The sequence below is a fragment of the Timaviella obliquedivisa GSE-PSE-MK23-08B genome (genome assembly GCA_019358855.1).
In the GTDB taxonomy this organism is placed as follows: Bacteria; Cyanobacteriota; Cyanobacteriia; order Elainellales; family Elainellaceae; genus Timaviella; species Timaviella obliquedivisa.
The window spans coordinates 101921-125343 of record JAHHII010000005.1; the positions used below are offsets into that span (position 1 = coordinate 101921).

The 23423-nt window shown below is 44.4% G+C and carries 21 protein-coding genes; 10 read left to right on the forward strand and 11 right to left on the reverse strand.

Annotated features, from left to right (window positions below):
- The first annotated feature begins 82 nt into the window (after positions 1–82).
- Positions 83–1405 carry a mechanosensitive ion channel family protein gene (locus tag KME11_11120; GenBank protein ID MBW4515766.1) on the forward strand — a complete coding sequence of 441 codons (1323 nt, stop codon included), beginning with the start codon at positions 83–85 and terminating at the stop codon, positions 1403–1405.
- Positions 1406–1669: 264 nt separating this feature from the next.
- On the opposite strand, the gene ppk1 is transcribed toward KME11_11120, so the two are convergent.
- Positions 1670–3808 carry a polyphosphate kinase 1 gene (gene ppk1, locus KME11_11125; protein MBW4515767.1) on the reverse strand — a complete coding sequence of 713 codons (2139 nt, stop codon included), beginning with the start codon at positions 3806–3808 and terminating at the stop codon, positions 1670–1672.
- 750 nt (positions 3809–4558) lie between these two features.
- On the opposite strand from ppk1, the gene KME11_11130 reads away from it, so the two are divergent.
- Both KME11_11130 and KME11_11135 read left to right on the forward strand, forming a co-directional pair.
- Positions 4559–7087: a glycogen/starch/alpha-glucan phosphorylase gene (locus tag KME11_11130; GenBank protein ID MBW4515768.1), complete on the forward strand. Its 2529-nt coding sequence runs from the start codon at positions 4559–4561 to the stop codon at positions 7085–7087.
- Positions 7088–7354: 267 nt separating this feature from the next.
- The gene (locus KME11_11135; protein ID MBW4515769.1) at positions 7355–8560 is read left to right on the forward strand and encodes a glutathione S-transferase family protein; all 1206 of its coding nucleotides are present in this window, start codon (positions 7355–7357) and stop codon (positions 8558–8560) included.
- Positions 8561–8564: 4 nt separating this feature from the next.
- Here KME11_11135 and KME11_11140 read toward each other — a convergent pair whose 3' ends face one another.
- A complete protein-coding gene (locus tag KME11_11140; GenBank protein ID MBW4515770.1) occupies positions 8565–9683 on the reverse strand; it encodes a DUF4268 domain-containing protein in 1119 nt (372 codons plus the stop codon).
- A gap of 326 nt (positions 9684–10009) precedes the next feature.
- Here KME11_11140 and KME11_11145 point away from each other — a divergent pair, with 326 nt between their 5' ends.
- Positions 10010–10687 (forward strand): DUF1003 domain-containing protein, encoded by a 678-nt coding sequence (locus KME11_11145; protein MBW4515771.1) that lies wholly within the window; start codon positions 10010–10012, stop codon positions 10685–10687.
- Positions 10688–10818: 131 nt separating this feature from the next.
- On the forward strand, positions 10819–11775 hold the full coding sequence (locus KME11_11150) for an aldo/keto reductase (GenBank protein ID MBW4515772.1): 957 nt from the start codon (positions 10819–10821) through the stop codon (positions 11773–11775).
- A 455-nt stretch (positions 11776–12230) separates the two neighbouring features.
- Here KME11_11150 and KME11_11155 read toward each other — a convergent pair whose 3' ends face one another.
- The 5 genes from KME11_11155 to KME11_11175 all read right to left on the reverse strand — a co-directional run bounded on the left by KME11_11155 (position 12231) and on the right by KME11_11175 (position 15028).
- A complete protein-coding gene (locus KME11_11155) occupies positions 12231–12716 on the reverse strand; it encodes a hypothetical protein (protein ID MBW4515773.1) in 486 nt (161 codons plus the stop codon).
- Positions 12717–12859: 143 nt separating this feature from the next.
- Complete coding sequence (locus KME11_11160; protein ID MBW4515774.1) at positions 12860–13114, reverse strand: hypothetical protein; 255 nt, start codon at positions 13112–13114, stop codon at positions 12860–12862.
- Between the two features lie 112 nt (positions 13115–13226).
- A complete protein-coding gene (locus KME11_11165) occupies positions 13227–13718 on the reverse strand; it encodes a rhodanese-like domain-containing protein (protein ID MBW4515775.1) in 492 nt (163 codons plus the stop codon).
- A 204-nt stretch (positions 13719–13922) separates the two neighbouring features.
- The gene (locus tag KME11_11170) at positions 13923–14294 is read right to left on the reverse strand and encodes a hypothetical protein (protein ID MBW4515776.1); all 372 of its coding nucleotides are present in this window, start codon (positions 14292–14294) and stop codon (positions 13923–13925) included.
- Positions 14295–14527: 233 nt separating this feature from the next.
- Entirely contained in the window at positions 14528–15028 is a 501-nt protein-coding gene (locus tag KME11_11175; protein MBW4515777.1) for an Orange carotenoid protein, read from the reverse strand.
- 185 nt (positions 15029–15213) lie between these two features.
- On the opposite strand from KME11_11175, the gene KME11_11180 reads away from it, so the two are divergent.
- Entirely contained in the window at positions 15214–15573 is a 360-nt protein-coding gene (locus tag KME11_11180) for a nuclear transport factor 2 family protein (protein ID MBW4515778.1), read from the forward strand.
- Positions 15574–15689: 116 nt separating this feature from the next.
- Here KME11_11180 and KME11_11185 read toward each other — a convergent pair whose 3' ends face one another.
- Positions 15690–16070 carry a photosystem I reaction center subunit IV gene (locus KME11_11185; GenBank protein ID MBW4515779.1) on the reverse strand — a complete coding sequence of 127 codons (381 nt, stop codon included), beginning with the start codon at positions 16068–16070 and terminating at the stop codon, positions 15690–15692.
- 309 nt (positions 16071–16379) lie between these two features.
- On the opposite strand from KME11_11185, the gene KME11_11190 reads away from it, so the two are divergent.
- From KME11_11190 to KME11_11205, 4 genes are all read left to right on the forward strand, one after another.
- Positions 16380–16778, forward strand: coding sequence for a response regulator (locus KME11_11190; GenBank protein ID MBW4515780.1), 399 nt, complete (start codon positions 16380–16382; stop codon positions 16776–16778).
- Between the two features lie 469 nt (positions 16779–17247).
- A complete protein-coding gene (locus KME11_11195) occupies positions 17248–18198 on the forward strand; it encodes a DUF2382 domain-containing protein (GenBank protein ID MBW4515781.1) in 951 nt (316 codons plus the stop codon).
- A 663-nt stretch (positions 18199–18861) separates the two neighbouring features.
- Entirely contained in the window at positions 18862–19311 is a 450-nt protein-coding gene (locus tag KME11_11200; GenBank protein MBW4515782.1) for a hypothetical protein, read from the forward strand.
- Positions 19312–19622: 311 nt separating this feature from the next.
- Positions 19623–19832, forward strand: a complete 210-nt coding sequence (locus KME11_11205; GenBank protein ID MBW4515783.1) for an acetyltransferase — start codon at positions 19623–19625, stop codon at positions 19830–19832.
- Positions 19833–19946: 114 nt separating this feature from the next.
- Here KME11_11205 and KME11_11210 read toward each other — a convergent pair whose 3' ends face one another.
- From KME11_11210 to KME11_11220, 3 genes are read right to left on the reverse strand one after another with little or no spacing between them, the layout of a single operon-like run.
- Positions 19947–21650: an ABC transporter permease subunit gene (locus KME11_11210; protein MBW4515784.1), complete on the reverse strand. Its 1704-nt coding sequence runs from the start codon at positions 21648–21650 to the stop codon at positions 19947–19949.
- Complete coding sequence (locus KME11_11215) at positions 21647–22414, reverse strand: phosphonate ABC transporter ATP-binding protein (GenBank protein MBW4515785.1); 768 nt, start codon at positions 22412–22414, stop codon at positions 21647–21649. The genes KME11_11210 and KME11_11215 overlap by 4 nt, the downstream gene beginning before the upstream one ends.
- Positions 22415–23329: a putative selenate ABC transporter substrate-binding protein gene (locus KME11_11220; GenBank protein ID MBW4515786.1), complete on the reverse strand. Its 915-nt coding sequence runs from the start codon at positions 23327–23329 to the stop codon at positions 22415–22417.
- Between the last annotated feature and the right edge of the window lie 94 nt (positions 23330–23423).

Genomic DNA, 23423 nt, shown 5'->3' on the forward strand with positions numbered 1-23423 from the left:
ACTACTCCAACTTACCCGTGTTCTTCTGAGCATTAACCTGCCAAAACAAAGAAGAGCCTCGACTAGTGTAGCCAGGAGTATAGTGAACGTCCTACTCAAGCGATTTTTTCTGAGATTGAGCGTCACCTTGCTGACTCTACTATTCTGCCTGCCAACGGTCGTTGCACAGGCTGAACAGGTAACGGTGCGTCTTGACGGACGAGCAGTATTTCGCGTGGGTGCAGTTAAGGAACTGGATGCTACCGCGCGAGCACGACAAATTGAGCGGCGGATGAACCGCTTATTAGAGAGCCCAGAGGCAATCACAGCCCCTCAAATTAAACCAACGAATGTTAGGCAAACTGATCGCGTGATTACGATCGCAGGGATTCCTTTGGTTACGGTGACAGAGACAGATGCTCAAGATAATCTAATGACCGTAGACGCATTAGCGACTCAGTGGTCACAAGCGATTGATGCGAACTTAGAACGCGCTAGTGAACGCCGACTTTCACATGGGGGACGATTTGCCTCAGAGGTTCAAGCCTCGATCGAAACTGCCTTTGGACGATTGATTGAGTCTGCTATTGTCATAATTCCGCGTGCTTTAGCGGCGCTGTTAGTGATAGGATTGTTCTGGGCGATCGCTACTATTGTGCGCGGATTGATGCGAATTCTCTTTCGGCGCATCGTGTCAGACCTTACTGTCGAGAATCTAATTAAACAAGTAGCTTACTATGCAGTCTGGATCTTAGGGGTTATCGTTGCGCTAGATGCTTTTGGCTTTGATCCGCAAGCTGTTGCCACAGGTTTGGGTTTGACCAGTCTCGCATTAGGTTTTGCCCTCAAAGATATTCTTTCCAATTTCATTAGCGGTATCTTGATTCTGATCTTACGTCCGTTTGAATTAGGCGATCAGATTATCGTGGGGGAAACAGAAGGTAATGTCGAGCGTATTGAACTGCGAGCAACTCAACTTCGTACCTATGATGGTCGCGTAGTGTTGGTACCCAATGCAGAGGTGTTTACCTCTCGCATCATTAACAACACGGCAGCTTCCGTTCGTCGGGGCAGTGTCACTCTTTTCCTAGGCTACGACAGTGATCTACAAACGGCAATCGCTGTCATCCAAAAAGCTGCTGAAGCCACTGATGGTGTGCTGGAAGAACCCGCTGTCTCTGTCCGTGTTCAAGACTTAGGTCAAGATGATATTAGGGTTGAAGTTCGATTCTGGACAGACTCGCGGCGATCGGACTTTATAGCTACTACATCCAATGTGCGACGAGAGGTCGTGATGCTGCTGAAACAGGCTGGTATTGGACTACCCGATCCAGATATACGGATTTTGGTACCGCGTTATTCACAGGAATGGCGCTCAGCCCTCGGAATTGAAGAAATCACCCCTCAGGATGCTGACAATACTTGAGTTCAGAACTTGAGTTCAGAGATGATGAGAGACATAATTGTCCTCAAGAAGGAGCCTCAAGTACAACCAGTATTAAATCATTCTGTCGTCCACTTTGGCGTTACTACATAACAAGATAATTTCACTTTATTTTGAGTAAACTTTCAAGCCTTACAGATGTCAATTCCTTCCTTGATTCCGCAACGCTACACTATGAACTGCGAAGAGTAAACGATCAAGTCTCTATCATTTACTCTCGGCTTAACGTCTGGGGCGATCGCTCTATCATGACTTCAAGCTTCGCTCCATCAAAATATTTTGAGCGCAGCGTTCTGGATTGTCTGAGGTGGGCTGACGTTGGATGTAGGAGCCATCAGCCTGGAGATCCCATGCCTGATAGTTGTCTGACAACAGGATAGTCAGGATTTCTTTCAATTCCTTGCTGCAAGCTGGGTCTTCAACCGGAGTAACTGCTTCAACCCGGCGATCGAGGTTGCGCTGCATCCAGTCAGCACTGCCGATGAAAACCTCTTCCTGACCATTGTTATGAAAATGGAAGATGCGGGAGTGTTCCAGATACCGCCCGACAATGCTGATGACTCGAATATTTTCACTGACCCCTGGAATTCCAGGTAATAGGCAGCACATACCCCGCACAATTAAGTCAATTTGTACGCCAGCCTGAGAAGCTTCATAGAGCGTTTTGACGATGTTAGTATCAATCAAAGCATTCATTTTGGCAATAATCCGACCGGGTTTGCCATCTTTACAATGTTCGATTTCACGGCGAATGAGAGCGACCATGCGATCGCGAAGCGTGACTGGAGCTACCAGTAACTTACGAAACGATTTCTGTTTAGAAAAGCCTGTCAAGTAATTGAATAAATCAATGAGGTCAGATCCTAATTCTTCCTGACAGCTTAATAACCCTAGATCGGTGTAAATTTTGGCAGTCTTTGCATTGTAGTTACCTGTGCCAATATGAACGTAATGACGAATACCGTCGCCTTCTTGCCGAATGACCAAAAGCACTTTCGTGTGCGTCTTTAAGCCCATGACACCGTACACAACATGCACGCCTGCTTCTTCCAAAGCCTTCGCCCAATTAATATTACTGGCTTCGTCAAATCGAGCTTTAATTTCCACTAGAGCAACAACCTGTTTACCATTCTGAGCAGCGGCAATTAAGGCTTTGATAAGAGGCGAGTCACTAGAAGTACGGTAAAGGGTCATTTTAATTGCCTGCACGTCTGGATCAGCCGCCGCCTGCATAATGAACTGCTCCACCGATGCCGCAAATGACTCGTAGGGGTGATGCAGCAGCAGATCGCCCTGACGAATGACGCTAAAAATATCATTGACCGAGGTTTCACCCAGCGCTGAGACTTGGGTTAAATGACGCAAGCGTTTAGGAATAACAGGTGTCCAGGGAAAGTCTTTTAGGTGCGGCAATGGTAACGCCATAAAGGACATTAAATCTCGCATTCCTAACCAGCCTTGAGTCACGTAAAGATCGTTAGGATCGACGCTCATCCCCTTGATTAAGGCTTGCTTAACAAACTCTGACATTGTGGGGGCAAATTGAAACCGCACCAGCGATCCGCCAAAGCGACGTTTCCCTAGCCCTTGGGCGATCGCCTCCGCCAAGTCATCCGCTTCATCTTCCTGAACAGCTAGGTCAGCATCGCGGGTGATGCGAAATAAATGTTGTTCTTGAATCGTCATACCGGGGAATAACGCATCCAGGTTATCTGCAATAATCTGCTCTAAAGAAACGCCTGCCCAAACCACTGGGCGATCGCTTTGAGGATGGAACTCAGGAGGCAAGGGCACGAAGCGGGGCAAAGTATCCGGCACCTTAACCCGAGCAAAACCTGTTGTCCCTGTTTCTGGGTCTTTGAGCACGATCGCCAGATTTAAACTGAGGTTCGACATGACTGGAAACGGATGTGCTGGATCGACCGCTAGGGGTGTCAGAATCGGAAACACTCGCTTCTCAAAATGTTGTCTTAAATAACGACGCTGAGCCTGCTCTAGTTCAGTGTATTTCAGTACATGAACGCCCTCAGCCTCTAACTGTGGACGCAACTCAGTTTCAAACAACTCTTGCAACTGAGTCACCATCGGATGGAGGCGCTGACTAATCTCATCAAGTTGCTGCTGAGGGGTTCGTCCATCAGGCGTTAAGGTTTCGATCTGTGCTTCCACTTGCCGTTGCAGGCTCGCCACCCGCACCATAAAAAACTCGTCCAGGTTAGAACCAAAGATGGCGGCGAATTTTATACGTTCTAGTAAGGGAGTGCGTGGGGCGATCGCTTCTTGCAACACCCGTCGATTGAATTCTAACCAGCTTAGTTCTCGATTGAAATAGTACTGTGGGTCATCTAAATTGATTGTAGAAATGGCTTCTTTAGTTTTTGACATATTCTTTGATGACATAGAAGAAAAGTATTAGAAAGTTCTAGGACGTATTTTACAAAGCTACATCTTATGCGTATTTCAGCATTGCTATCCTTTATACACAACTCGGCGTTTTGATCAGAATAGCCCTGCTATAGGTGAAAGAGAATTAGTTTAATTCAGATAGAACTATTGAATCTTAATAACTGTACCTCCTTGCCTGTCATTATTAATTTGATTAAAGCTCATTAATTTAGCTTTCGAGTATTATTTTACCTTTAGATTATTTGTTCTTAAACCAATCTTAATCGGCACAGACCTGGGCAGTTTTTGAGAAACTATCCTAGCTAAAACTTGCAACTTAAGATATATATTTAGAAGACATCTTTATTTAAGCTCATCATCTGTCTTCAGGCAGGGGATCAGGTCTAAAAAATATTTTAAGCTTCCTAGGCTTAGGGCTTTTACTGCTAGAGTCTGCGATCGCGTCAAATTTATTAAGCTGGGCGAAAAAAGTCTTATTGGTATTGGGCATTAGCCCTATTCTTCGTTGCCCCAGCGGCTTATTAATCAGTGCCTCACGATAGCAATTAATCTAGTCAAGGTCGCCTAATTAGTCCTCTCACAGCTTGGGAAATTAAGCCTGAAAAATTACCACTTAGGGATTGATGTATCCGAACGAAAACATACGTAAAAGCATAAAAGAAGCTTCTTTCTTTCGGCGTTGTTCTTTAGATCCTATGTCAGCAAGCAGTAACAGGAGAAAGAGATAATATGGTCAGCATTGTTCCTAACAACATTCAAATTGAAGACGATCGTACTGGTATTGATGTTGAAACTTTGAAGCGCGCGCTTCTAGATAATCTATTTTACGTTCAAGCAAAGTTCCGAAAAATCTCAACCCAAAACGATTACTACATGGCGCTAGCGTACACAGTCCGCGATCGCTTGCTCAATCGTTGGTTGAACACAACTCAGACCTATCTAGAGAAAGCTCCTCGGACGGTAGCTTACCTGTCGGCTGAATTCCTGCTAGGCCCCCATCTAGGCAACAACCTAATCAATCTAGGGCTTTACAACATCATCAAGCAGGCGGTCGAAGAGCTAGGACTTAACCTATCTGATCTCTTAGAGCAAGAAGAAGAACCTGGATTAGGGAATGGTGGACTAGGGCGACTAGCGGCTTGCTACATTGACTCTCTGGCGACTTTAGAGATTCCGGCGATCGGTTATGGCATTCGCTATGAATACGGTATTTTTGATCAAGATATCAAAGATGGCTGGCAGGTCGAAATTACCGATAAATGGTTGCGCTATGGCAATCCCTGGGAGGTCGTCCGCCCCGAAGCTGAACTGGAAGTTAAGATGGGAGGTCGGACTGAAGCTTATATTGATGAGCAAGGGCGCTATCGAAGCCGCTGGATTCCTTACAAGATGGTAAAAGGAGTCCCCTACGACACACCAATCTTGGGTTTTCAGACCAATACTGTCAACACTTTACGGTTGTGGAAAGCAGAAGCTCCAGAGTCTTTTGACTTTGAAGCATTTAACAAAGGAGATTATTTTGGTGCAGTTCGCGAAAAGAGCGAATGTGAAAACATCACAAAAGTCCTTTACCCCAATGATGACTCTGCTCAAGGGAAACAACTGCGATTAGAGCAACAATTCTTCTTTGTCTCCTGTGCTTTGCAAGACATGATTCGCATCATGAAGATGCAGAATCTTGCTCTAGAACGGTTTCATGAACACTATGCCATTCAGTTAAACGACACCCATCCTACCGTTGCTGTGGCTGAGCTAATGCGACTCCTCCTTGACGAACAGGGGTTTGATTGGGAAAAAGCTTGGAATATTACGACCAAAACGCTTGCCTATACCAACCATACGCTACTGCCAGAAGCCTTAGAGCGATGGCCTTTGGGAATGTTTGGCAGCCTGTTGCCCCGTCATTTAGAGCTAATTTACGAAATCAATCGCCGTTTTCTAGATGAAGTGCGAATTAAGTTTCCTGACGAGGGCGATCGCTTGCGGCGGATGTCTATTATTGATGAAAATGGTGAACGATATGTTCGCATGGCATACCTTGCCTGTGTGGGTAGTCATACCATTAATGGCGTTGCTGCACTACATAGTGATTTGCTAAAACAAACCACTCTGCGCGACTTCTACGAGATGTATCCAGAGAAATTTACTAATGTCACTAACGGGGTAACACCGCGTCGGTTCATGGTGCTTAGTAACCCTAGGCTGACGAACCTGATCACTCATAAAATTGGTGATGGCTGGATTAAAAACCTGGAAGAACTGCGGAAATTGGAGAACTTCATCCACGATGGCAACTTCCGCAACGAGTTTCGTCAAGTTAAGCAAGCCGTAAAACAAGATCTGACAGATTATATTCGGACAAACTATAGCATTGAAATTGATCCCAACTCGCTGTTCGATATCCAGGTCAAGCGCATTCATGAGTACAAGCGACAGCACCTTAATGCGCTGTTCATTATAACGCTCTACAATCGGATCAAGGCAAATCCTGATCTAGAGATTACGCCGCGCACCTTTCTGTTCGGAGGTAAGTCGGCTCCTGGCTATTTCACGGCAAAGCTAATCATTAAATTGATTAATTCGATCGCTGATGTCGTTAATCACGATCCAGACGTGCGGGGTCGAATCAAAGTCTTGTTTTTGAAAGACTACAACGTTAAGTTTGCTCAGCGCGTTTACCCTGCTGCCGATCTCTCTGAGCAAATTTCTACTGCCGGTAAAGAAGCCTCTGGAACAGGTAACATGAAGTTCTCAATGAACGGTGCTCTGACCATTGGCACACTCGATGGAGCCAACGTTGAAATTCGGGAAGCAGTCGGAGCAGAGAATTTCTTTTTGTTTGGACTCACTGCCAGCGAAGTCGCTGCTCAGAAAGCAGCTGGCTATAATCCTTGGGATAATTACAACAGCGATGCCGAACTGAAATTGGTCATCGATCGCCTCTCTTCTGGTTTCTTTTCTCATGGCGATACCAACTTATTCAAACCCTTAGTGGATTCGCTATTATCCCGAGATGAGTATCTGTTGCTAACAGACTATAAATCCTACGTCGAGTGTCAAGATCGGGTTAGTCAAGCTTACCGGGATGTGGATCAGTGGACTCGGATGTCAATTTTGAACGTGGCAAGAATGGGCTATTTCTCCAGCGATCGCTCAATCCAGGACTATCTTCAGAACATCTGGAAAGCTTCGGCAGTAAAAGTGGAAGTGCCTGAGTACAGTCAGGCAAACGAGTTAAATCCAGGTCAGGAGTTATAGCTTTAGAGGTGCCTGCTCAATGAGTTGGAGCGATCGACGATCGCTTCAACTCATTGTCATCTGTAATTGTGGCATTTGAACTGTTGTTTCCTGTTATGGATAAGGGCATTGTTCATCGTTTGGGCAGACTCATAAAAAGGGCTGGCATGGGAGTAGAAAAGTAAAACTTAAAAAGAGGTGGCGATCGGTTGACGCAGTTGCTTAAACAGTTGACGATAAGGCTATACAGACTAAACAACTTTGCAGAGCCTTCAGCATCCCTATCCCATGTCTCTTCCTCCTCTCAGTTGGTCCGAACTAGAAACCCTCACCGACTTTCAGCCCGATCCTATTAACGGTCTTACTAATGCTCAATCCTGGCTGCGTCTCTTTGGTCAAAACGAAGCCGATGTGCGAGTGACCTTATACCGTGACTATCATGCTTGGTGCCCCTACTGCCAAAAAATCTGGCTGTGGCTGGAAGAAAAACAGATTCCTTACCGCATCGAAAAAGTGACTATGTTCTGCTATGGAGAAAAAGAAAGCTGGTATAAACGCAAGGTGCCCTCAGGAATGCTGCCTGCTGTTGAGATAGAGAGTCGCATGATTACTGAAAGCGACGATATCTTAATTGCGTTGGAACGAGCTTTCGGCTCCTTAGGTGCAGGGATGGAAGATCCAACAGTTCGCCCGCTTCGACAGTTGGAGCGCCTGCTTTTTAGAGCCTGGTGTGCTTGGCTGTGCCGTCCTGCCCATTCAGAGCGAGAAGAGCAGCGAAATCATGACTCGTTCACGGGAGTAGTTGCTAGGGTAGAAGATGCTTTGAGTCGCACTCCAGGTTCCTACTTTCTGGCAGAATTTGGCACTGCCGATGTTATTTTTACGCCCTATGTTGAACGAATGAATGCCAGCCTCTACTACTACAAGGGCTATTCCCTGCGAGAAGAAAACCCCCGTTTAAATGCCTGGTTTGCAGCCATGGAAAGCCGCTCTACCTATCGCGGTACCCAAAGCGATTTTCATACTCATGCCCATGATTTGCCTCCTCAGATGGGAGGATGTTGGGAAAATGGTCAACCTCAGATGCTGCTCAATAAAGCACGGGTAGATCAGGGCCCTTGGGCAGGGCTACCCGATGTGACTTATCCTGAACCTGAAACCTCGCGTGCTGAAGCGCTTCAACGAGTTATTAAGCATCGTGCTAATATCATTCGCGTCAATCCTGCCGAAGACAGCTTGATTGATCAGGCATTGCGTTGTGCCCTGACTGCAATGATGACGGGTGAAGCTTGTCTACCGCCACTGGGAGCCGATCGCGCCTTGCGATATCTGCGCGATCGCATTAGTGTGCCTCGTGATATGTCAATCTATGCTGCTAGGCGATTAAGGCAAGCCTTAGAATCCACTGCTGCACTGGCTGGTGACGGTCAAGGTTCTCCAATTCCAATTAACCATCGACGAGATCAAGACCCTGCCAACTTTGCTAAAGTGTAGAGCATCAAGCATTCGGTTGGCGCGAAGATGAACTGGGTAGGATAGCAGACGGCTTGAGAGGATTAAAACTGTAGTCTGGCAGAGGATGATAGTTATTGGCGTTAAGATGTTTAACGCGATCGGCAAATACTTCATGGAACTGTTCAAGATAAAGGCAGATCCACTGGTAATAGTCGCTCCACCGATCGCGATCGTCAAAATTAACTTCTGCTAAAACGCAATAGACGTAGCGGTTTTTATCAACACTAGTTTTGTCATTCCTCGGATCATTCCATTCTAGTGGAACACCAATCTCAGTCTCGATCGCTTCTTGTTCTTCCTCTAATAAGCAGAGATGGGGCTTAGCATCTTCTCCAGAGAGCAAAAGCCCAACGCTGAGGCAATGAGCTTCTTTGTCAATGCAGGCGTGTAACCGAAAGCCTGCCCGCCCAATAGCAAAGCTCATATCACTCTCAGTTGAAGGATCACTAGGCTTGACAATACTGCCTCGTCGTTCTAGCTGTTGACACAAACTGCTCCAAAACTCCAGATTCTGTTCTTGTTCTTCAGTTAACTTCTCAACTAATTTTTCTGGTATTTCTTCTAATAAAGCTTCCAACGCCCCCTCTACTTGCTCAGAGCCTTCTGGTGACAGTCTCGACTGAGTCGGCTGTGTAACCAAACTAAACTTAGGGGCGACCAATTCGCCAATTCGCCACAGTTCAATCTCTAGCCCCAAAAAATGGAACCCTGGGAGCGTGATCTGGTTAAGCCAATGGAGACTAGCTTGATGCTCTGGGGTAAATGTGCCAGCGATCCAAATGACTGTCGCTGCCTCTAAACTTGCCATGTCTGCTAAGAGTTTGCCTAAATGTGTCATTACATCCGTTATCTCTAGCTGACTCTTAATCAGCACCCAGCGATCGCTGGCTGAGTCTTGACAAAGAATATCAGTCGTAAGCAAGTCAACTGGGCTGTGAGGCACAACCTCTAGTTCTCTATCAATAGCGTCTCCTAGCAGCTGTATATTCTCTGCCTGCGCCAACCACAGTGTGAACTCAGCATCCTCTTCGTTCCAACAGGTACGCAAGTCAACTTTTTCTAGTCGCCCTAAAGGGATCTTTTGAGAAGGCTTTGATGTCATTGGTTCAACAGCATTAATGATTTCACTTCTATCCTATGATGCGAGGGGTAATGTTAAAGAAGAGTAAGAGGGAGAAAAGTAAAAGCATGACTCGTAGTATGTGGATCAAGCATCCTAGGTGCTTTATATCATAGCTAAAATAGTTCTCACTCATTTAATTTGGTTTGTCTACTAATTAACATTATCCAGACAACGTCAGACAGCCTTATTGGAGAGATTGTCTGACGCTAGATCAAGCTAACAAAGCAAGCGTATAATATCCAATAAACCTTTTTGGCTCGCTAAAATCTGTTCTCTATTCTGCACAGCAGAAAAAACTGATAAACATGATTCGTATTAACGTACCTGTATCTACAGAAGATGACTTTTCTGGCTCTATTGATTTATCTGTAGCCAGTGGCTCAGAACTCGTTCCTGATGCAGTTTTAAAAAATATTGAAGCTATCATTGAACTTGAAACTCGTCATGAATCTAGTCTTCCTTTACATCAGCAGATTATAGAAAAAACGGCAGCTAGTTTTGGTCAACCTTGGTTTCTCTATTTTCAACTCATTTTCTTTATAGGTTGGTGGTTTAGTAGTCAGTTACTTAATGAAAGGCTGGTGCAATGGCAGGTGCCTAGATTTAATATTTACGAGCAAGGTTTAGATGCTGCTTCATTGCTCATTGCAACAGGCGTACTGATTTACCAAGCTCGTCAAGAAAAAGTGGCAGAGGAGCGATCGCACCTTGTCCTACAACTTAACTTGTTAACAGAACAGAAAATCGCCAAGCTTATTGCATTAGTTGAAGAGTTACGTACTGATCTACCCAACGTGCGTAACCGCTACGACTCAGAAGCTTTTGAAATGCAAAAAACAACGAATCCGCAAGTTGTTTTGAACGCATTGAAGGAAACGCTTAACGCTACAGCTTTAACGAAAGAGGGACAAGAGGTACTGCTCAATTCTTCCGAATCTTTAACTCATGACCCTACAGCGATACATGATGAAGAGCTAGACTAAGAGCAATCTATTGAGTTGTTAGATTGATAACTCGCTTCTTCAATAAGCGCGATCGCTCCCTTGATGGAAGTCAGTAAAATAATTGCAGCATAAAGTAATGGTTGAGTCAAAATATTTTAGAGTGAATCAACATGCAAACTAAACCGCTTGGCAATTCAGAGCTACATATTACTCCTATTGGCTTCGGCGCTTGGGCGATTGGTGGCAGTGGTTGGGCTTTTGGGTGGGGTGCCCAAGACGATGACGACTCCGTTGAAGCCATTCAACGATCGCTCGATCTAGGGGTCAACTGGATCGACACAGCAGCCATCTATGGTTTAGGACATTCTGAAGAAGTAGTGGCTAAAGCGCTCAAGGGTCGAAGCGATCGCCCCTATGTTTTTACCAAATGCTCAATGATTTGGAACGAAAAAGGCGAGATCAGTCGCAGTCTCAAAAAAGATTCAATTCGCCATGAAGTCGAAGCGAGCCTGAAACGGCTTAATGTTGAAACCATTGATTTATACCAAATTCATTGGCCTAACCCAGAGCCTGAAATTGAAGAAGGATGGACGACGCTTGCCCAGCTAAAAGATGAGGGAAAAATTCGTTACATTGGAGTTTCAAATTTCAATGTTGAACAGTTGCAGCGCGCGCAGGCGATCTCCCCCATTACCTCCCTACAACCGCCTTACTCCCTAATTAATCGCAAGGTGGAAGCCGAGGTTTTGCCTTTTTGTCAGCAACATAATATTGGAGTCATTGTCTATTCTCCTATGCAGTCAGGTTTACTCACAGGCGCAATGAACCCTGAACGAATTGCTAACTTGCCTGATGATGATTGGCGGAAACAAAGCACGGAATTTCAGGAACCGCGATTGTCTCGTAACTTGAAACTAGTCGAAGTATTACAGAAAATTGGTCGAGAGCATCAGCGATCGCCTGGTGAAGTGGCAATTGCTTGGACTTTGAATCATTCAGCCGTAACAGCAGCGATCGTAGGAGGACGCAATGGCAAGCAAGTTGAGGGCATCATTGGAGCAAGTGAATTTCGCCTTAACAAACCAGCACTAGAGCAGATTAGTAGTTTTCTACAAGAAAATCCATGAAAGTCTGATATTGAATTATTGCAGTCATAGCAGCGCCTAAAGTTTTCTTACAGGTCTTGACACCTCACCTTTTAAGCTAAGAGGTTGTCTGAGAAGTCTAGGTTGCTATCCAATCCGTCCCCTAAATCCCCCATTTTGGGGGACTTTGAAGAAGGAGTGGCTCGGAAGTCCCCAAAAATGGGGAGTTGGGGGGCGAGTATAAAGAATCTTTGATACTTCTCAGACATCCTCTAAGGAATGAAGAGCAAACTCACATGAGTAGGGGTTATGAATAGGTGTTACTGAGCAATACCGGAGTTCTTTTGTAGTAAAGTGTTTGAAGTTGTTACTCTGAGCACAGAAAATTAGAATGAAGGATTTTAGTCTGTAAAATAGTGTGTAATTGCAAAGAGAAAAGACAAGCCATTACAGCTTGTCTTTTTTTTAGAGAGATTTATGGTAGATTGCAATAGAATCTATTCTTCGGTTGACTGCTCACTCGCTAGTTCCTTGCCTTCACCAGAAAGTGCCTTACCTAGCCGATGCAACTTAGTTTTATAGCCTCGCTCTGCATTGTTAGCATACTGATCAACTTGTCCTCCTAGCTCAGTCATTACTTCTGCTAAGTCAGCCTCTTTGATTTTGCTGCTACCCAATAACTTTTTCAGTTGCTTCAGATTTGTGCCAATCTCTTTTAGCTCTGCATCCTTAGACTTACCAAGAATACTATTCCATTCATCAATCATCTCGACCGCTTGTTCAAGATCCATATCAGTCAGATCTTCATCTTCCAGCATGGTTAATAAATTGTCTAACTCTTCTCCAGTATCCATCTCTTCAGATGAAGCTTCAGAAGAGGCTGACTGACTCTTCTTGTCTTCCTGAGCACTGTCATCCTTACCTTTCTTAGCTGTAGACTCGTTAGGCTTTTTAGCGTCGGCTTTTCCTGTTTTAGATGTCATGTGTTTATCCTTTGGTTAGACACTGTGCATCTTTAGAATATTTAACTATTGCCTAGAGTACTTCTGTCTGAGGTATTGTCACATTAATATACCAATAGATAGAACGTTATTAAGAAATCTAAGCGCAAATCTAAAGTAACGAGTTAGAGATCAGACAAAGAATCAGGGGCAACAATAACTCCCTTCACTTCTGATTCTAAATCTTGACTCTTCGCAAGATCGGTTAAGTCATGAATTGTAACTCCTATCTCTTCACAAGCCTGTTCTAATGTCTCTATGAACAACCTAGTATTTTGACCATAGCCACATTGCTCGGCAGCCTCTTCAACTCCCTGCTTTGCACTGGCTTGAGCGCAACTAATTAAGTCCATGCCCTGAAGTGGAATATTAGATGACATGATATTGCCTTCAACTTCACTAAGAATAAGTTTAACGAGAAAAAATGATGCAAGAATAAGTCATAATTCCTGCACCAGAAGAAGAAATAACTAGATTTAGCGATCGTCAATCTTACTCTATGGCTTTTTCTTTCGCGCGGTCTTCGCCAAACTGATTAAGCCGAGCTACCACATTATAAGCATCAGCACCAGGCTTATCTCGCTCAGTTGCTCTCCCTTCAACTGCGCCTCCAATCTCTTGCCACAGTGCTATCCCTCCCTGCAACTGTGCCACGTTCTGAAAACCTGCTTCCCGAAGAGCAGCAGCAGCAGCAGCAGTGTCTGCGTCGGTTTCCCCATAAACATAAATATCACGCTTAGGTGATAAGCTAGCTTGAGCACCGGTCGCCACATCACCCGTCGAAGCATTCATTGCGCCCATAATACGGCACTCTTGAAAAGCTGAAGAATCGCGAGTATCCAAAATCGTTAAGCCTGGTTCTCCCCACTCTAAGCGAGACTTCAGTTCATGAGGCGTTGCTGTTGAGTGAAGTCCTGGAGGAGTGGGAGTAACATTAGGAAGTTTATCTTTAATCTGTTGAATGGTATCTTCAGTATCCGCCATAATAAATTAACCTCGCTAATAAGCTTTAGAACATAGTAGAACACTAGCAAAAGTAAGAATCGCAGACTTCTCCCGTAAGGAGGAGTCCGAAATAGTAAAAGTGAGTTTGACGTCTCTTGTGTTTATAAGTACACCTTCTTTTAAATTAAAAAATGCCTCCTTATATAAGAGGCATTTATAAACAGTCAATTTTTTAGATTAAAACTATTTATTACCAGTTACTTTCTCTAAGATTTGCTCTGCTTTCTCTTCAATGGAAGTTGCATTTTGAGAGTTGCTAGGACGACTCATATCTTGAATGTCCGCAGATCCTTGAACTTCGTTCAGACCTTTATTAGACTCATCTTGCACACTTTCCATATCCAAAGGAGGATTCCTCAAAGCTTCCTCCGACTTCTTCTGAACATCATCTAGACGCTCAGAACCCTTAGTTGGATTGCTCTTCATTTGAGTTGAATTACCAGGTGCTGCACTTACAGGCAGCCCATTAGAAAACACCAAAAGCGTACAAGTAAAAATAATTGCAAGCACTTGGGTTAAGCGCAAAACCATTTTGCCAAAACGACTATCATTCATCTTTGAGTCTCCTACACATTAAAAGTATTTTCTTTGGTTAACAGTGTAAATCATTTCTGCACCATCTTTTTACTGCAAAGTCATGATGATAAAATCATCCCTAAGAGCGAAGACAACTAGTTTCCGCTTAACCCAACATTTGTTAAAACTGTTGTATGCACAGATTTGTATAGAGTGTAAATTGTTGAGATTGCAAGAAATTAGTCACCTTAGTGGATAATTGGTTTCACTGCTTAGATTCCTGGTTGTGACCCAGATGCCGAAGTAGTAGTATCTACGCCCATTGGTGAAACGATGTCTCTGAAGATCGTGATTTGCTGCTCAAACTCTGCTTGCTTGATTTGATCAAAAATAGTTTGTGCTTGACTGGAAAGTTGATAGTCAGGAGGCATAGGAATAATGGTCTGCTGCTCCATACCAACTGCTAAAAGATACCAAAAAAGCAGCTTTGTCGTATCACTAAGCGCTCCGTATTCTCGACTAATTAAAGTGTCTTTATGAGCAATTAAGTCGCGCTGAACTTGCAGTTGCTCTTCATGGGACAATTCCTTAACCTGGTCAAATAAGCCTTGGGCGATCGGCTCAGAGACTGTACTTGCTGCAGGTGCTGCGGGTGTAATGGACTCGCCCATCTCAGTGTAAACAAACCAAAATAGAGCCAACTGCTGATCGACTTCTAGTCCCTGAAAGGCTTCTACGATCGATCTTTGCTCATTTGAAACACCAGTAGTCATATTGTTTTCTCCTGAAAATATATTTTTTTCAATTGCCTTCGCTAATTTACCTAAGATGGAAAAAGAAGTAATCTTGCTAAAGATGGAATCAGTTTCTCTCGATTAATAGAGGCAAGTTGCTAAATTTTCTCGCTAATTTGCAGATCCAGACCCTGTACAATTTAATGCTATAGATAGAAAAAATAATGATTGAGCAATACTTTGAAGCTCTTAACGCCGAAGATTTTCAGCTTGCTGCTAGCCTGTTTGCTCTAGATGGTGTCTTGACCCCGCCGTTTCACTCAGAAGTGGTAGGGCGAGAAGCGATCGCCCTTTACTTAGAAGAGGAAGCAAAAGGCATTAAGCTTTTTCCAGAGCATTACATGACTCAGCCTTCAGAAAGGGGTACTGAGTATACCATTGCGGGCAAAGTTAAAACTTCCCTATTTTACGTCAATGCATCCTGGTATATTCTTGAAAACACAAACTCTGAAATTCAATCTGTGAAAGTCAAGTTACTAGCCTCGCTAGGGGAACTCATGAACCTAAGCACATTAGAGAATTAGTTTTCTGTAAGTTCCATTGATATAGAAAAAGTGACATATAAAAAGTGATATAGAAAAAGGAGTAGAGAACCCTCCACCCCCTTCATAAAAATGCGGTAATTGACCTTGGTAAAACGCTACCGAGCTTCCGTACCTTGGTTTGGATCACCGGCAACTTCAGGGTTTCCACCTGGTGAATCGCTAGAGGCACCGGGTCGAGTATCTTTATTTGATACACCTTGTCCTGTTTGACGAATCCCAGGCTCTAGAATAGTTTGCTTGCCTCCTGAAGCAGCAGGCGTAGCTTTTTGCGATTTAGCAGTTGGGGGTGCTACTTCGACCAATTCGCTCAAGGCAAAGTTGTTTGAGTTTACACCTGCATAATTGACCTTCTCAAATCGGACAATAGCGGGGTATTTGATAACTCCGCCCTGATCAATAGTGGCAACTGTTCCAACTTCTTGAAACCAGTAGGATTCTTTACGAAGAATCCGAACCTTAGAGCCGCGTTGAACCATAGTGAGTAACCTTCTGATGAATAGTATGAAAGGGCTTGCAATTCAACCGTTGATAAAAACGTTTCAAATCACACTAAAGATAGCCTGCCCCTAAGCACTTCTACCTTAAGGTAGATTCTATAGTGTGCTGTTCCCTCTAGGCGTAAGTCCTTTTCAATAGTTTACAGAGTTTCCTACAACTTTCAGGCAGAGTCTTCAGCATAGGTAGGACAAACACAAAGTGTACCCACAGCATGAGGACAAGTGAGCAGTAATTCCGTAACCTTGTAAGTAATATAAAACAATGTATTACTTAACCTAGTCCAAATTATGGAATCGTGGCTTTTAGACTTGGAAAATAACCGTTCGTCAATTCTTGTTGTAGATGATATTTACGATAACTGCTTCTTGATACAATCCTTTCTAGAGGCAGAGGGCTATGAGGTCGATACAGCCGAGAGTGGAGTTGAAGCGATCGCTAAGATTGAGCTAAATTTACCAACCCTGGTGTTGCTTGATGTGATGATGCCAGACATGAACGGGTATGAAGTTGTTGAAAATATCCGGCAGAATCTCCACCTTCCAAACCTACCTATCTTGTTTGTCACAGGAATGGACATTTCAGCAATCCCTAATGCTGAGAAAACTCATGTCAATGGGGTAATTCATAAACCTGTGGATTTGGAACAGCTTCTAGAAAAAGTTCAGTCCTTTGCTCAGCCTACTTAATTTACTTCTACTACGAGGAGGTAAAGATGGAAAAACGAGAATCCTTTATGGTAATTCTCTCACTGTTTTTAGTCCAACTTAAATATCCTAGTAGAAAGAAATGACCTAAACAAAAGGTCTTCTCTTGAAAATTTTTAATTCTCGAAATTTACTGAATTGCTCTTTTGAGCGTAGTCATTAGTAACTATAGGATTGTAATTACTTAAATATATAGTTTGTGAGCGATCGCAATAATCCTTATTTATCTACTCTAAATAGAAAATTAATGAATTTACGAACGTCTTTAGGACTAGTTAAACTGCATCAATCTTTTGTGAAAACCTTTCCCTGACTGCAAAATAGACGTTTATTCAAGTAATTTTCGCTAACAAAACTAGATCAGCCTTCGGAGAGATTAACTCCGTCCTATCCATACTTTATGCTTTATGAGTTGCTATAAACCTTAACGCAATAAGCAGGGAGAAAAGAAATGGCTCTTCACAGAATTAGAGATTTTGATCCGGATTACAAAAATCATTTTGAGAATGGCGATATTAAAGGGCTTGATGTTTACTCAGGTCCTGAGAAGGTTGGATCGGTTGAAGATATTTTGGTTGATGAAAGTGGACAGTTTCGGTACTTAATTATCAATACGGGTGCTTGGATCTTTGGTAAGAAAGTATTGCTTCCCATCGGTCGGGCACGTGTCGATCTACGCGGTAACCGTGTTAATGCAGATAACTTGACGAAGGCACAAGTCGAAATGCTGCCTGAGTTTAATGATGATATGACCGCAGACTACGATCATGAAGAACAAGTTCGTAAAGTCTACCGTCCTGCTGCTCCTCTAGATAATGGAGTAAGTTTAGACAGCCCTGCTGCTTTAGGGGTTGGCTATGCAGGTTCTCAGAGTGCGCCTTCAACTACTAATCCAGTCCCTACAGTTGATACTAGCGCTGGCTATCAAGGCTACGATCGCGACACATATGACTATCAGCATGAGCCAGATTTGTATCAGTTGCACGGGGAAGATCAGGACGGATTGAAGCTTTATCAAGAGCGGCTTGTGGCGAATAAGACTCGTCAAAAGACGGGAGAGGTCACAATTGGGAAAAATGTACAAACCGAAACAGCCAGCGTTTCTGTGCCCATTGAAAAAGAGCGGATTGTCATCCAAAGAAATGCAGTTGCTTCAGGTACGGCTGTAACACCTGGCGAAGCGGCTTTCCAAGAGGGAGAAGTTGCTCGGATGGAAGTTTACGAAGAAACAGCAGATGTTCGGAAAGAAGCCTTTGTACGTGAGGAAGTTCATGTACAAAAGGTAGTAGATCAGGAAACAGTGACTCTTGAGGAGAAGATTCGTCGAGAGGAGCTAAATGTAGATACTGAGGGAAATCCTCAGGTAGGTCAGCCGGGTCAGCAATCTGGTAAGCGAGTCTAAGACGATGTCTGAGAAGTATCAAAGATTCTTACACTCGCGCCCCAACTCCCCATTTTGGGGCAGGGAGTTCCGAGCCACTCCTTCTTCAAAATCCCCCAAAATGGGGGATTTAGGGGGCGGATTGGATAGCAACCTAGACTTCTCAGACAACCTCTAAGATTTAACAAATTAGGTCAGTGACTTAGCTCCTTGCTTAAGGTGTTAGCACAAAGGAAAGTTTAGAATTTGAATAAATGAGGCAGGGCTATGTGGCTTTGCCTCTCATTTTATTGATTTAAAGGGAATGAAAATTACTATGATATTCTTCGGGTCTCCTACTCTATTTTTCTTCGCCATTCCAAGTAGAGAACTATGAAGGGTTGATTATTTTACTCCTCTTTTATATTTAGGATAAATGTATTTGGGATACAAGAAGATTAGGAATAATAAGCAAAGTTTTGTTGTTAACTAACGAAATAGGTACAAAATTTACTCGTTTGAATCCAACCTTAGACAGATGATGGGGAGATGATCCTCTGCAATAGTTGTATAGCAAAAGTATGAGTTCTTATACAAGAATTTATGCAAATCAGTCTGTAGTTTTCTCGTTTGCTATAGGCTCTACATATTCCAACTTATAGAACCCAAACGTTACTATTTACCAGTTCTTTCTAGGAGGTAAAAATGAGTTTTTTTCAACGCAGCCAAAAAATTATCACTGCTCTAGCCTTAGTTTTGATGTTAGCAGTTACCACTGCTTGCAGTGCAACTGTTGCTACGCGTGACACTGACGCAGCTTATCCTAATAAGGTGGCGCATAGTGCTGACTATGGACGGTTGGCACGAGGCAACTCGGCAACAGGACAGGATTTTGGCAATTGGGTTGTAGAGACGAGTAAAGGTCTGATCAAGGATGCTTATGTACGAGATAATAATAAACTAGGGGTTGTAGTCTCGTCTGAAGTTCGTCCTACAGAAGTGAAGGATCTTTCTAAGTCGCTAACTCAAGGTTTTCGGAAAAACTTTCCTGGACAGGATCTAACAGTTTTAATGTACGCTCCTGATAAAAAACTGGTTTTGACTACGCGGTATGATGCGCAATCTAGACAGATTGAGTTTAGTCAACCTAGCTAATGTTGCCTAGTTGAAGCGATCGTGATTTAGAGGAACAATTGAGTTTATCTACCTGCAATACAAGCCCATATCTACCAACAGTGTAAGTAAGCTAGCTGGGTTTGCTTATCATCATCACTTTGATGTGTTTCATGAAGTATTAGCTGAGCAACCTATGCTAGTAAAGTTTATTAGCAATCCTGTCATAGGTACTGCGCTAGACGCGATCGCTTCTAAGGGGTTAAGAGGTTGAAAGTAGGATTGAGGTTTGAGGTTCAATGACAAGTATTTTGTTCAACAGTAAATATTTCCAAAAAATAGGAGAAGATTTAATGCTTTTGCACGACAAGAAGAAAGACGCTTTGGTAGAAGTGCTAGATTTAGTTGCCTTGATTGATCCTAATCAAAGCGAAATTTCGGGTCAGGTGCAATCTGGACAAGAAGAGCAAGATCCAGAGGCATCTCTGAAAGCCGATTTGATTTTCCCCTCAGGTGAGAGTTTGCCTCGATGCTGGGTAGATGCAGACTATCGTAATTCTTAACTAAGATCATGGTAATTAGCTAGAGTCTAAATTGGGCTCTTCAGTTGCACTGAAGAGCCTAATTTATAGTGTTATTAATATTATCAGTACTTTGCAGGGTTTGATTTGCCAGCTTTATCGGATCGATCGCCGGGCATTTGCACTCACCCAATCTACAACGAAGGTTAGTAGCAGGAAACAGCTAAGGGTAAGTACCATTCCCTGATAGTCGAAGCTACTCAATTGTTCCATAAGCAGCCGACCTAAGCCCCCTGCTCCGACTAGTCCGACAATCACGGTTTCTCGCAGACAAACTTCCCAGCGGTACAAGGCATAGGCAAGAAACTGAGGCGTACTAAGGGGCAAAACGCCGTAGAAAAATACCAAAGATGCAGGAGTACCCTGGGCTTTCAGTGCCTCTAGCGGACGCTGATTCAGGTTTTCAATAACCTCTGCCATCAGCCGTCCAAGAATGCCGAGATTGTGCAGCCCTAGAGCGATCGCCCCTGGCAAAATGCCTGGAAATAGCACGAATACCACAACCAATGCCCAGATAGGCGCAGGAATAGCCCGGGTTAACAGCAGCACTGCCCGAGACAAGAGCAATCCTAACAAAGGCAGGTAATTCCTTCTATTTGCTTGATTGGAGTTTAGCAGACCTCCTGGTAAAAAAAGGTTGTGAGCCGCAGGAAAAGCCAGCAATAGTCCACCTATCGCCCCCAGAGCGATCGCTAAAACTGACATAGCGACGGTTTCTAAAGATAGACTTAGCAGTTGGGGCACGATACTCCAATCGGGCGGCTGGCTGGCTCGATAAAGTTCTCCTAACCGTTGACCTGTGGTAGCTGTCCAGAGGTGACTAAAGTCTGGATGAACATACCAGAAACAGTAAGGAACCAGCAGAGATAGCCCAATTGATAAAATAATTCCTACGCCTTGTCTGTGCGGTTGTCCCGCTCCTACAGAGCCTACACGCTTCAAGTTTAGATTCATCCGACTGGCACATCCTAATTGACGGCGCAACCAGGCGCTACTGAAATCTACTAGCCCGTTGAGTACAAACAAAGCATAGAAAAAAGTCCAGAGTTGCTCGTAGCGTAAGGACTGAAGGCTAAGAAGAATTTGGTAACCGAGTCCGCCCGCCCCAATAATGCCTAATACTGCTGCAGAGCGAATTGAACACTCGAAGCGATAAAAGGCATAGGATAGCAAATTTAGGAAAGCTTGGGGGAATAGGCTGTAGCAGAAAGCATTGAGGGGCAGAACACCGCTATTCAACAGCGCTTGAAGAGATTGGCGAGGTGTGTCATCTAGAATTTCTGAGAATACTTTGGCAACGATCGCGCTAAAGGGAATTACGATCGCCAAAATTGCGGTCAGGGGGTCTAGCCCCCAGAGATTAACAAAAAACAAACCCCAAATTAATTCATGAATGGCGCGAGGAAACGCCAGTAAAGTCCGGATACCTAACCAAAATTTAGGCAGTTGAGCAGGGAAGCGTGCAGTGCTGCTGTTCCTTTGACGATTGCCCAAAACAGAGTGCCACCAAACCTCAGAAGCCAGTACTCCTGCTATCAACCCAAAGACTAAGCTGAGAACTGTGCCACAGACGGCGTAAGACAAGGTAATAAGGCTAGATTGCCAAGTCAGTTGCAGAATATCTGGGCTGAGATCAGGGTGCAGGCTGGCGCTAAAAAACCGCAACAATAGGGGCAAGCCGTCGGAGTTCACCAAATCTTGCTGAAACACTCCGGCGATCAGTAGAGAAAAAGCGATCGCCCCCAGGCTAGCTAGTCCCCAAGCCTGAGTTGGAGAGAAAGCCGCCCTACGACTGCTCATTTTCGTCCTCCCTGTTTTTGTCCTCCATAGAGGTCTTTTAGCATGGTGCTAGAAACCTCCTGGCTAAGACAATCAAACACGATCGCGCCCTGCTGCAACCCAATGATGCGATCGCAGTGACTTTGGGCAAAATCCACATCGTGCAAGCTGACGACCAGGCTACGCCCTGCCTGTTGACAAAGCAGACGCAACAAATCCATGACCTCACGGCTCAGAGTTGGATCGAGACTGGCGATCGGTTCGTCTGCCAAAATTGCTAAAGGATTCTGCACTAACACTCGTGCGATTGCCACCCGCTGCTGTTGTCCACCTGAGAGATCGCGTGTTCTCGCATAAAGCTTTTCTGAAATGCCGACCTGGGCTAGGGCTTGCGTGGCAGTTTCCACCTCTAGCGGCACCAGTAACGATACCAAGGCTTTGAAGAGCGACCAACGCCCCAAGTGTCCGGCATTAACATTATGAATAACGCGCAGATTATCTACTAGATGAAACTGCTGATAAACTGTACCGATTTGCTGTTGCACCTGACGGAGCCGGGTCGGTTTAAGTTGGTTAAGGTTACGCCCCAATGCCCAAACCTCTCCTTCTGTAGGGCGCAAGGTGCCATTTAGCAGACGAATCAGCGTACTCTTCCCGGCTCCGCTTGACCCCACTAGCGCCACCCGATCGCCAGAAAAGATCTGTAAATCAACGCCTTTTAACGCTTGCAAATTGCCGAACTGGTGCGACACTTGCTTCAATTCAAATAGGGGTGCCGCATTCATCTACTTAATCTTGCCAATCTGTCGTCCTACAGCCTCGATCTGGGCGTAATTATCGTTTTGAGTCGCAATAAATTTCTCGGCTCCAAACAGTTCTAGAATTTCCTTGTGTTCTGGAACTTTTGGGTCGAGTTTAAGTAAAGCTGCCTGGACTTTTTGAGGAAAGTCTGACCCATAGCGTTGCTGTACGGCTGGGTTAATCACCCAATGATAATCATAGTAGGCAGGCGATCGCCAAATAACCTGCACCTTACTCTCATCCACTTCCCCCGCCTTAAGTCGTTTCTGCCAGACTTGCTCATTCATAGCACCCACCTCGTAAGTGCCCGCCGTCACCAATTGCAGCGTTGCATCATGGTTCTGAGAAAACCCGACCTGTCCTTTAAAGTCTTCTAGCTTTACGCCAGCCTGCTGCAAAAAATATTGAGGCATCAGCCGCCCTGATGTAGAAGACTCACTGCCAAACGTCATCGTGCGTCCTTTAAGCAGGGTCAAATCTTTAGCGTCTTTGATAGGCTGGATGCCACTCTTTTTCGTTGCAATCAAAACTGTATGAAAGTTGGCATCAATGTCACGCTGGGCGATCGCGCTGGCACCGGGAACCTGTAAACGAGCCTGCACGCCTGTCAGTCCGCCAAACCACACCATGTCCAAATCATCCACCTTAAAAGCGGTCACTGCTGCGGTGTAGTCAGTAACAGGCTTGTAGACCACAGGCACCTTCAGTTCTGCTTGCAGATATTGAGACAACTTGCTGTAGAGCCGCTGGAGTTTCTCTGGATCTTGGTCAGGGATGGCTCCCGTAGTGAAGGGTTGGGTACTTCCGGGTTGGGCAGATGCTGGGGCAGAGGCAGGTGTGGGAGCTTGGGTGCAGGCAGACAGCAATAGTAGACAACCTGCTAATAAAAACTGTTTCATTAATCTTTCTCTATCAATCACTCTTGTTAAAACGGTGCCACTGGATTTCAAAAAATCTTAGCGCTTGTCTCAAGCTGTTCTTCTTCTTTTAACG

Bases quoted from the DNA above. Each gene is read 5' to 3' on its own strand.
- ppk1 (MBW4515767.1), bottom strand. From the start codon at position 3,808: ATGTCAAAAACTAAAGAAGCCATTTCTACAATCAATTTAGATGACCCA.
- KME11_11130 (MBW4515768.1), top strand. From the start codon at position 4,559: ATGGTCAGCATTGTTCCTAACAACATTCAAATTGAAGACGATCGTACT.
- KME11_11135 (MBW4515769.1), top strand. From the start codon at position 7,355: ATGTCTCTTCCTCCTCTCAGTTGGTCCGAACTAGAAACCCTCACCGAC.
- KME11_11140 (MBW4515770.1), bottom strand. From the start codon at position 9,683: ATGACATCAAAGCCTTCTCAAAAGATCCCTTTAGGGCGACTAGAAAAA.
- KME11_11145 (MBW4515771.1), top strand. From the start codon at position 10,010: ATGATTCGTATTAACGTACCTGTATCTACAGAAGATGACTTTTCTGGC.
- KME11_11150 (MBW4515772.1), top strand. From the start codon at position 10,819: ATGCAAACTAAACCGCTTGGCAATTCAGAGCTACATATTACTCCTATT.
- KME11_11155 (MBW4515773.1), bottom strand. From the start codon at position 12,716: ATGACATCTAAAACAGGAAAAGCCGACGCTAAAAAGCCTAACGAGTCT.
- KME11_11160 (MBW4515774.1), bottom strand. From the start codon at position 13,114: ATGTCATCTAATATTCCACTTCAGGGCATGGACTTAATTAGTTGCGCT.
- KME11_11165 (MBW4515775.1), bottom strand. From the start codon at position 13,718: ATGGCGGATACTGAAGATACCATTCAACAGATTAAAGATAAACTTCCT.
- KME11_11170 (MBW4515776.1), bottom strand. From the start codon at position 14,294: ATGAATGATAGTCGTTTTGGCAAAATGGTTTTGCGCTTAACCCAAGTG.
- KME11_11175 (MBW4515777.1), bottom strand. From the start codon at position 15,028: ATGACTACTGGTGTTTCAAATGAGCAAAGATCGATCGTAGAAGCCTTT.
- KME11_11180 (MBW4515778.1), top strand. From the start codon at position 15,214: ATGATTGAGCAATACTTTGAAGCTCTTAACGCCGAAGATTTTCAGCTT.
- KME11_11185 (MBW4515779.1), bottom strand. From the start codon at position 16,070: ATGGTTCAACGCGGCTCTAAGGTTCGGATTCTTCGTAAAGAATCCTAC.
- KME11_11190 (MBW4515780.1), top strand. From the start codon at position 16,380: ATGGAATCGTGGCTTTTAGACTTGGAAAATAACCGTTCGTCAATTCTT.
- KME11_11195 (MBW4515781.1), top strand. From the start codon at position 17,248: ATGGCTCTTCACAGAATTAGAGATTTTGATCCGGATTACAAAAATCAT.
- KME11_11200 (MBW4515782.1), top strand. From the start codon at position 18,862: ATGAGTTTTTTTCAACGCAGCCAAAAAATTATCACTGCTCTAGCCTTA.
- KME11_11205 (MBW4515783.1), top strand. From the start codon at position 19,623: ATGCTTTTGCACGACAAGAAGAAAGACGCTTTGGTAGAAGTGCTAGAT.
- KME11_11210 (MBW4515784.1), bottom strand. From the start codon at position 21,650: ATGAGCAGTCGTAGGGCGGCTTTCTCTCCAACTCAGGCTTGGGGACTA.
- KME11_11215 (MBW4515785.1), bottom strand. From the start codon at position 22,414: ATGAATGCGGCACCCCTATTTGAATTGAAGCAAGTGTCGCACCAGTTC.
- KME11_11220 (MBW4515786.1), bottom strand. From the start codon at position 23,329: ATGAAACAGTTTTTATTAGCAGGTTGTCTACTATTGCTGTCTGCCTGC.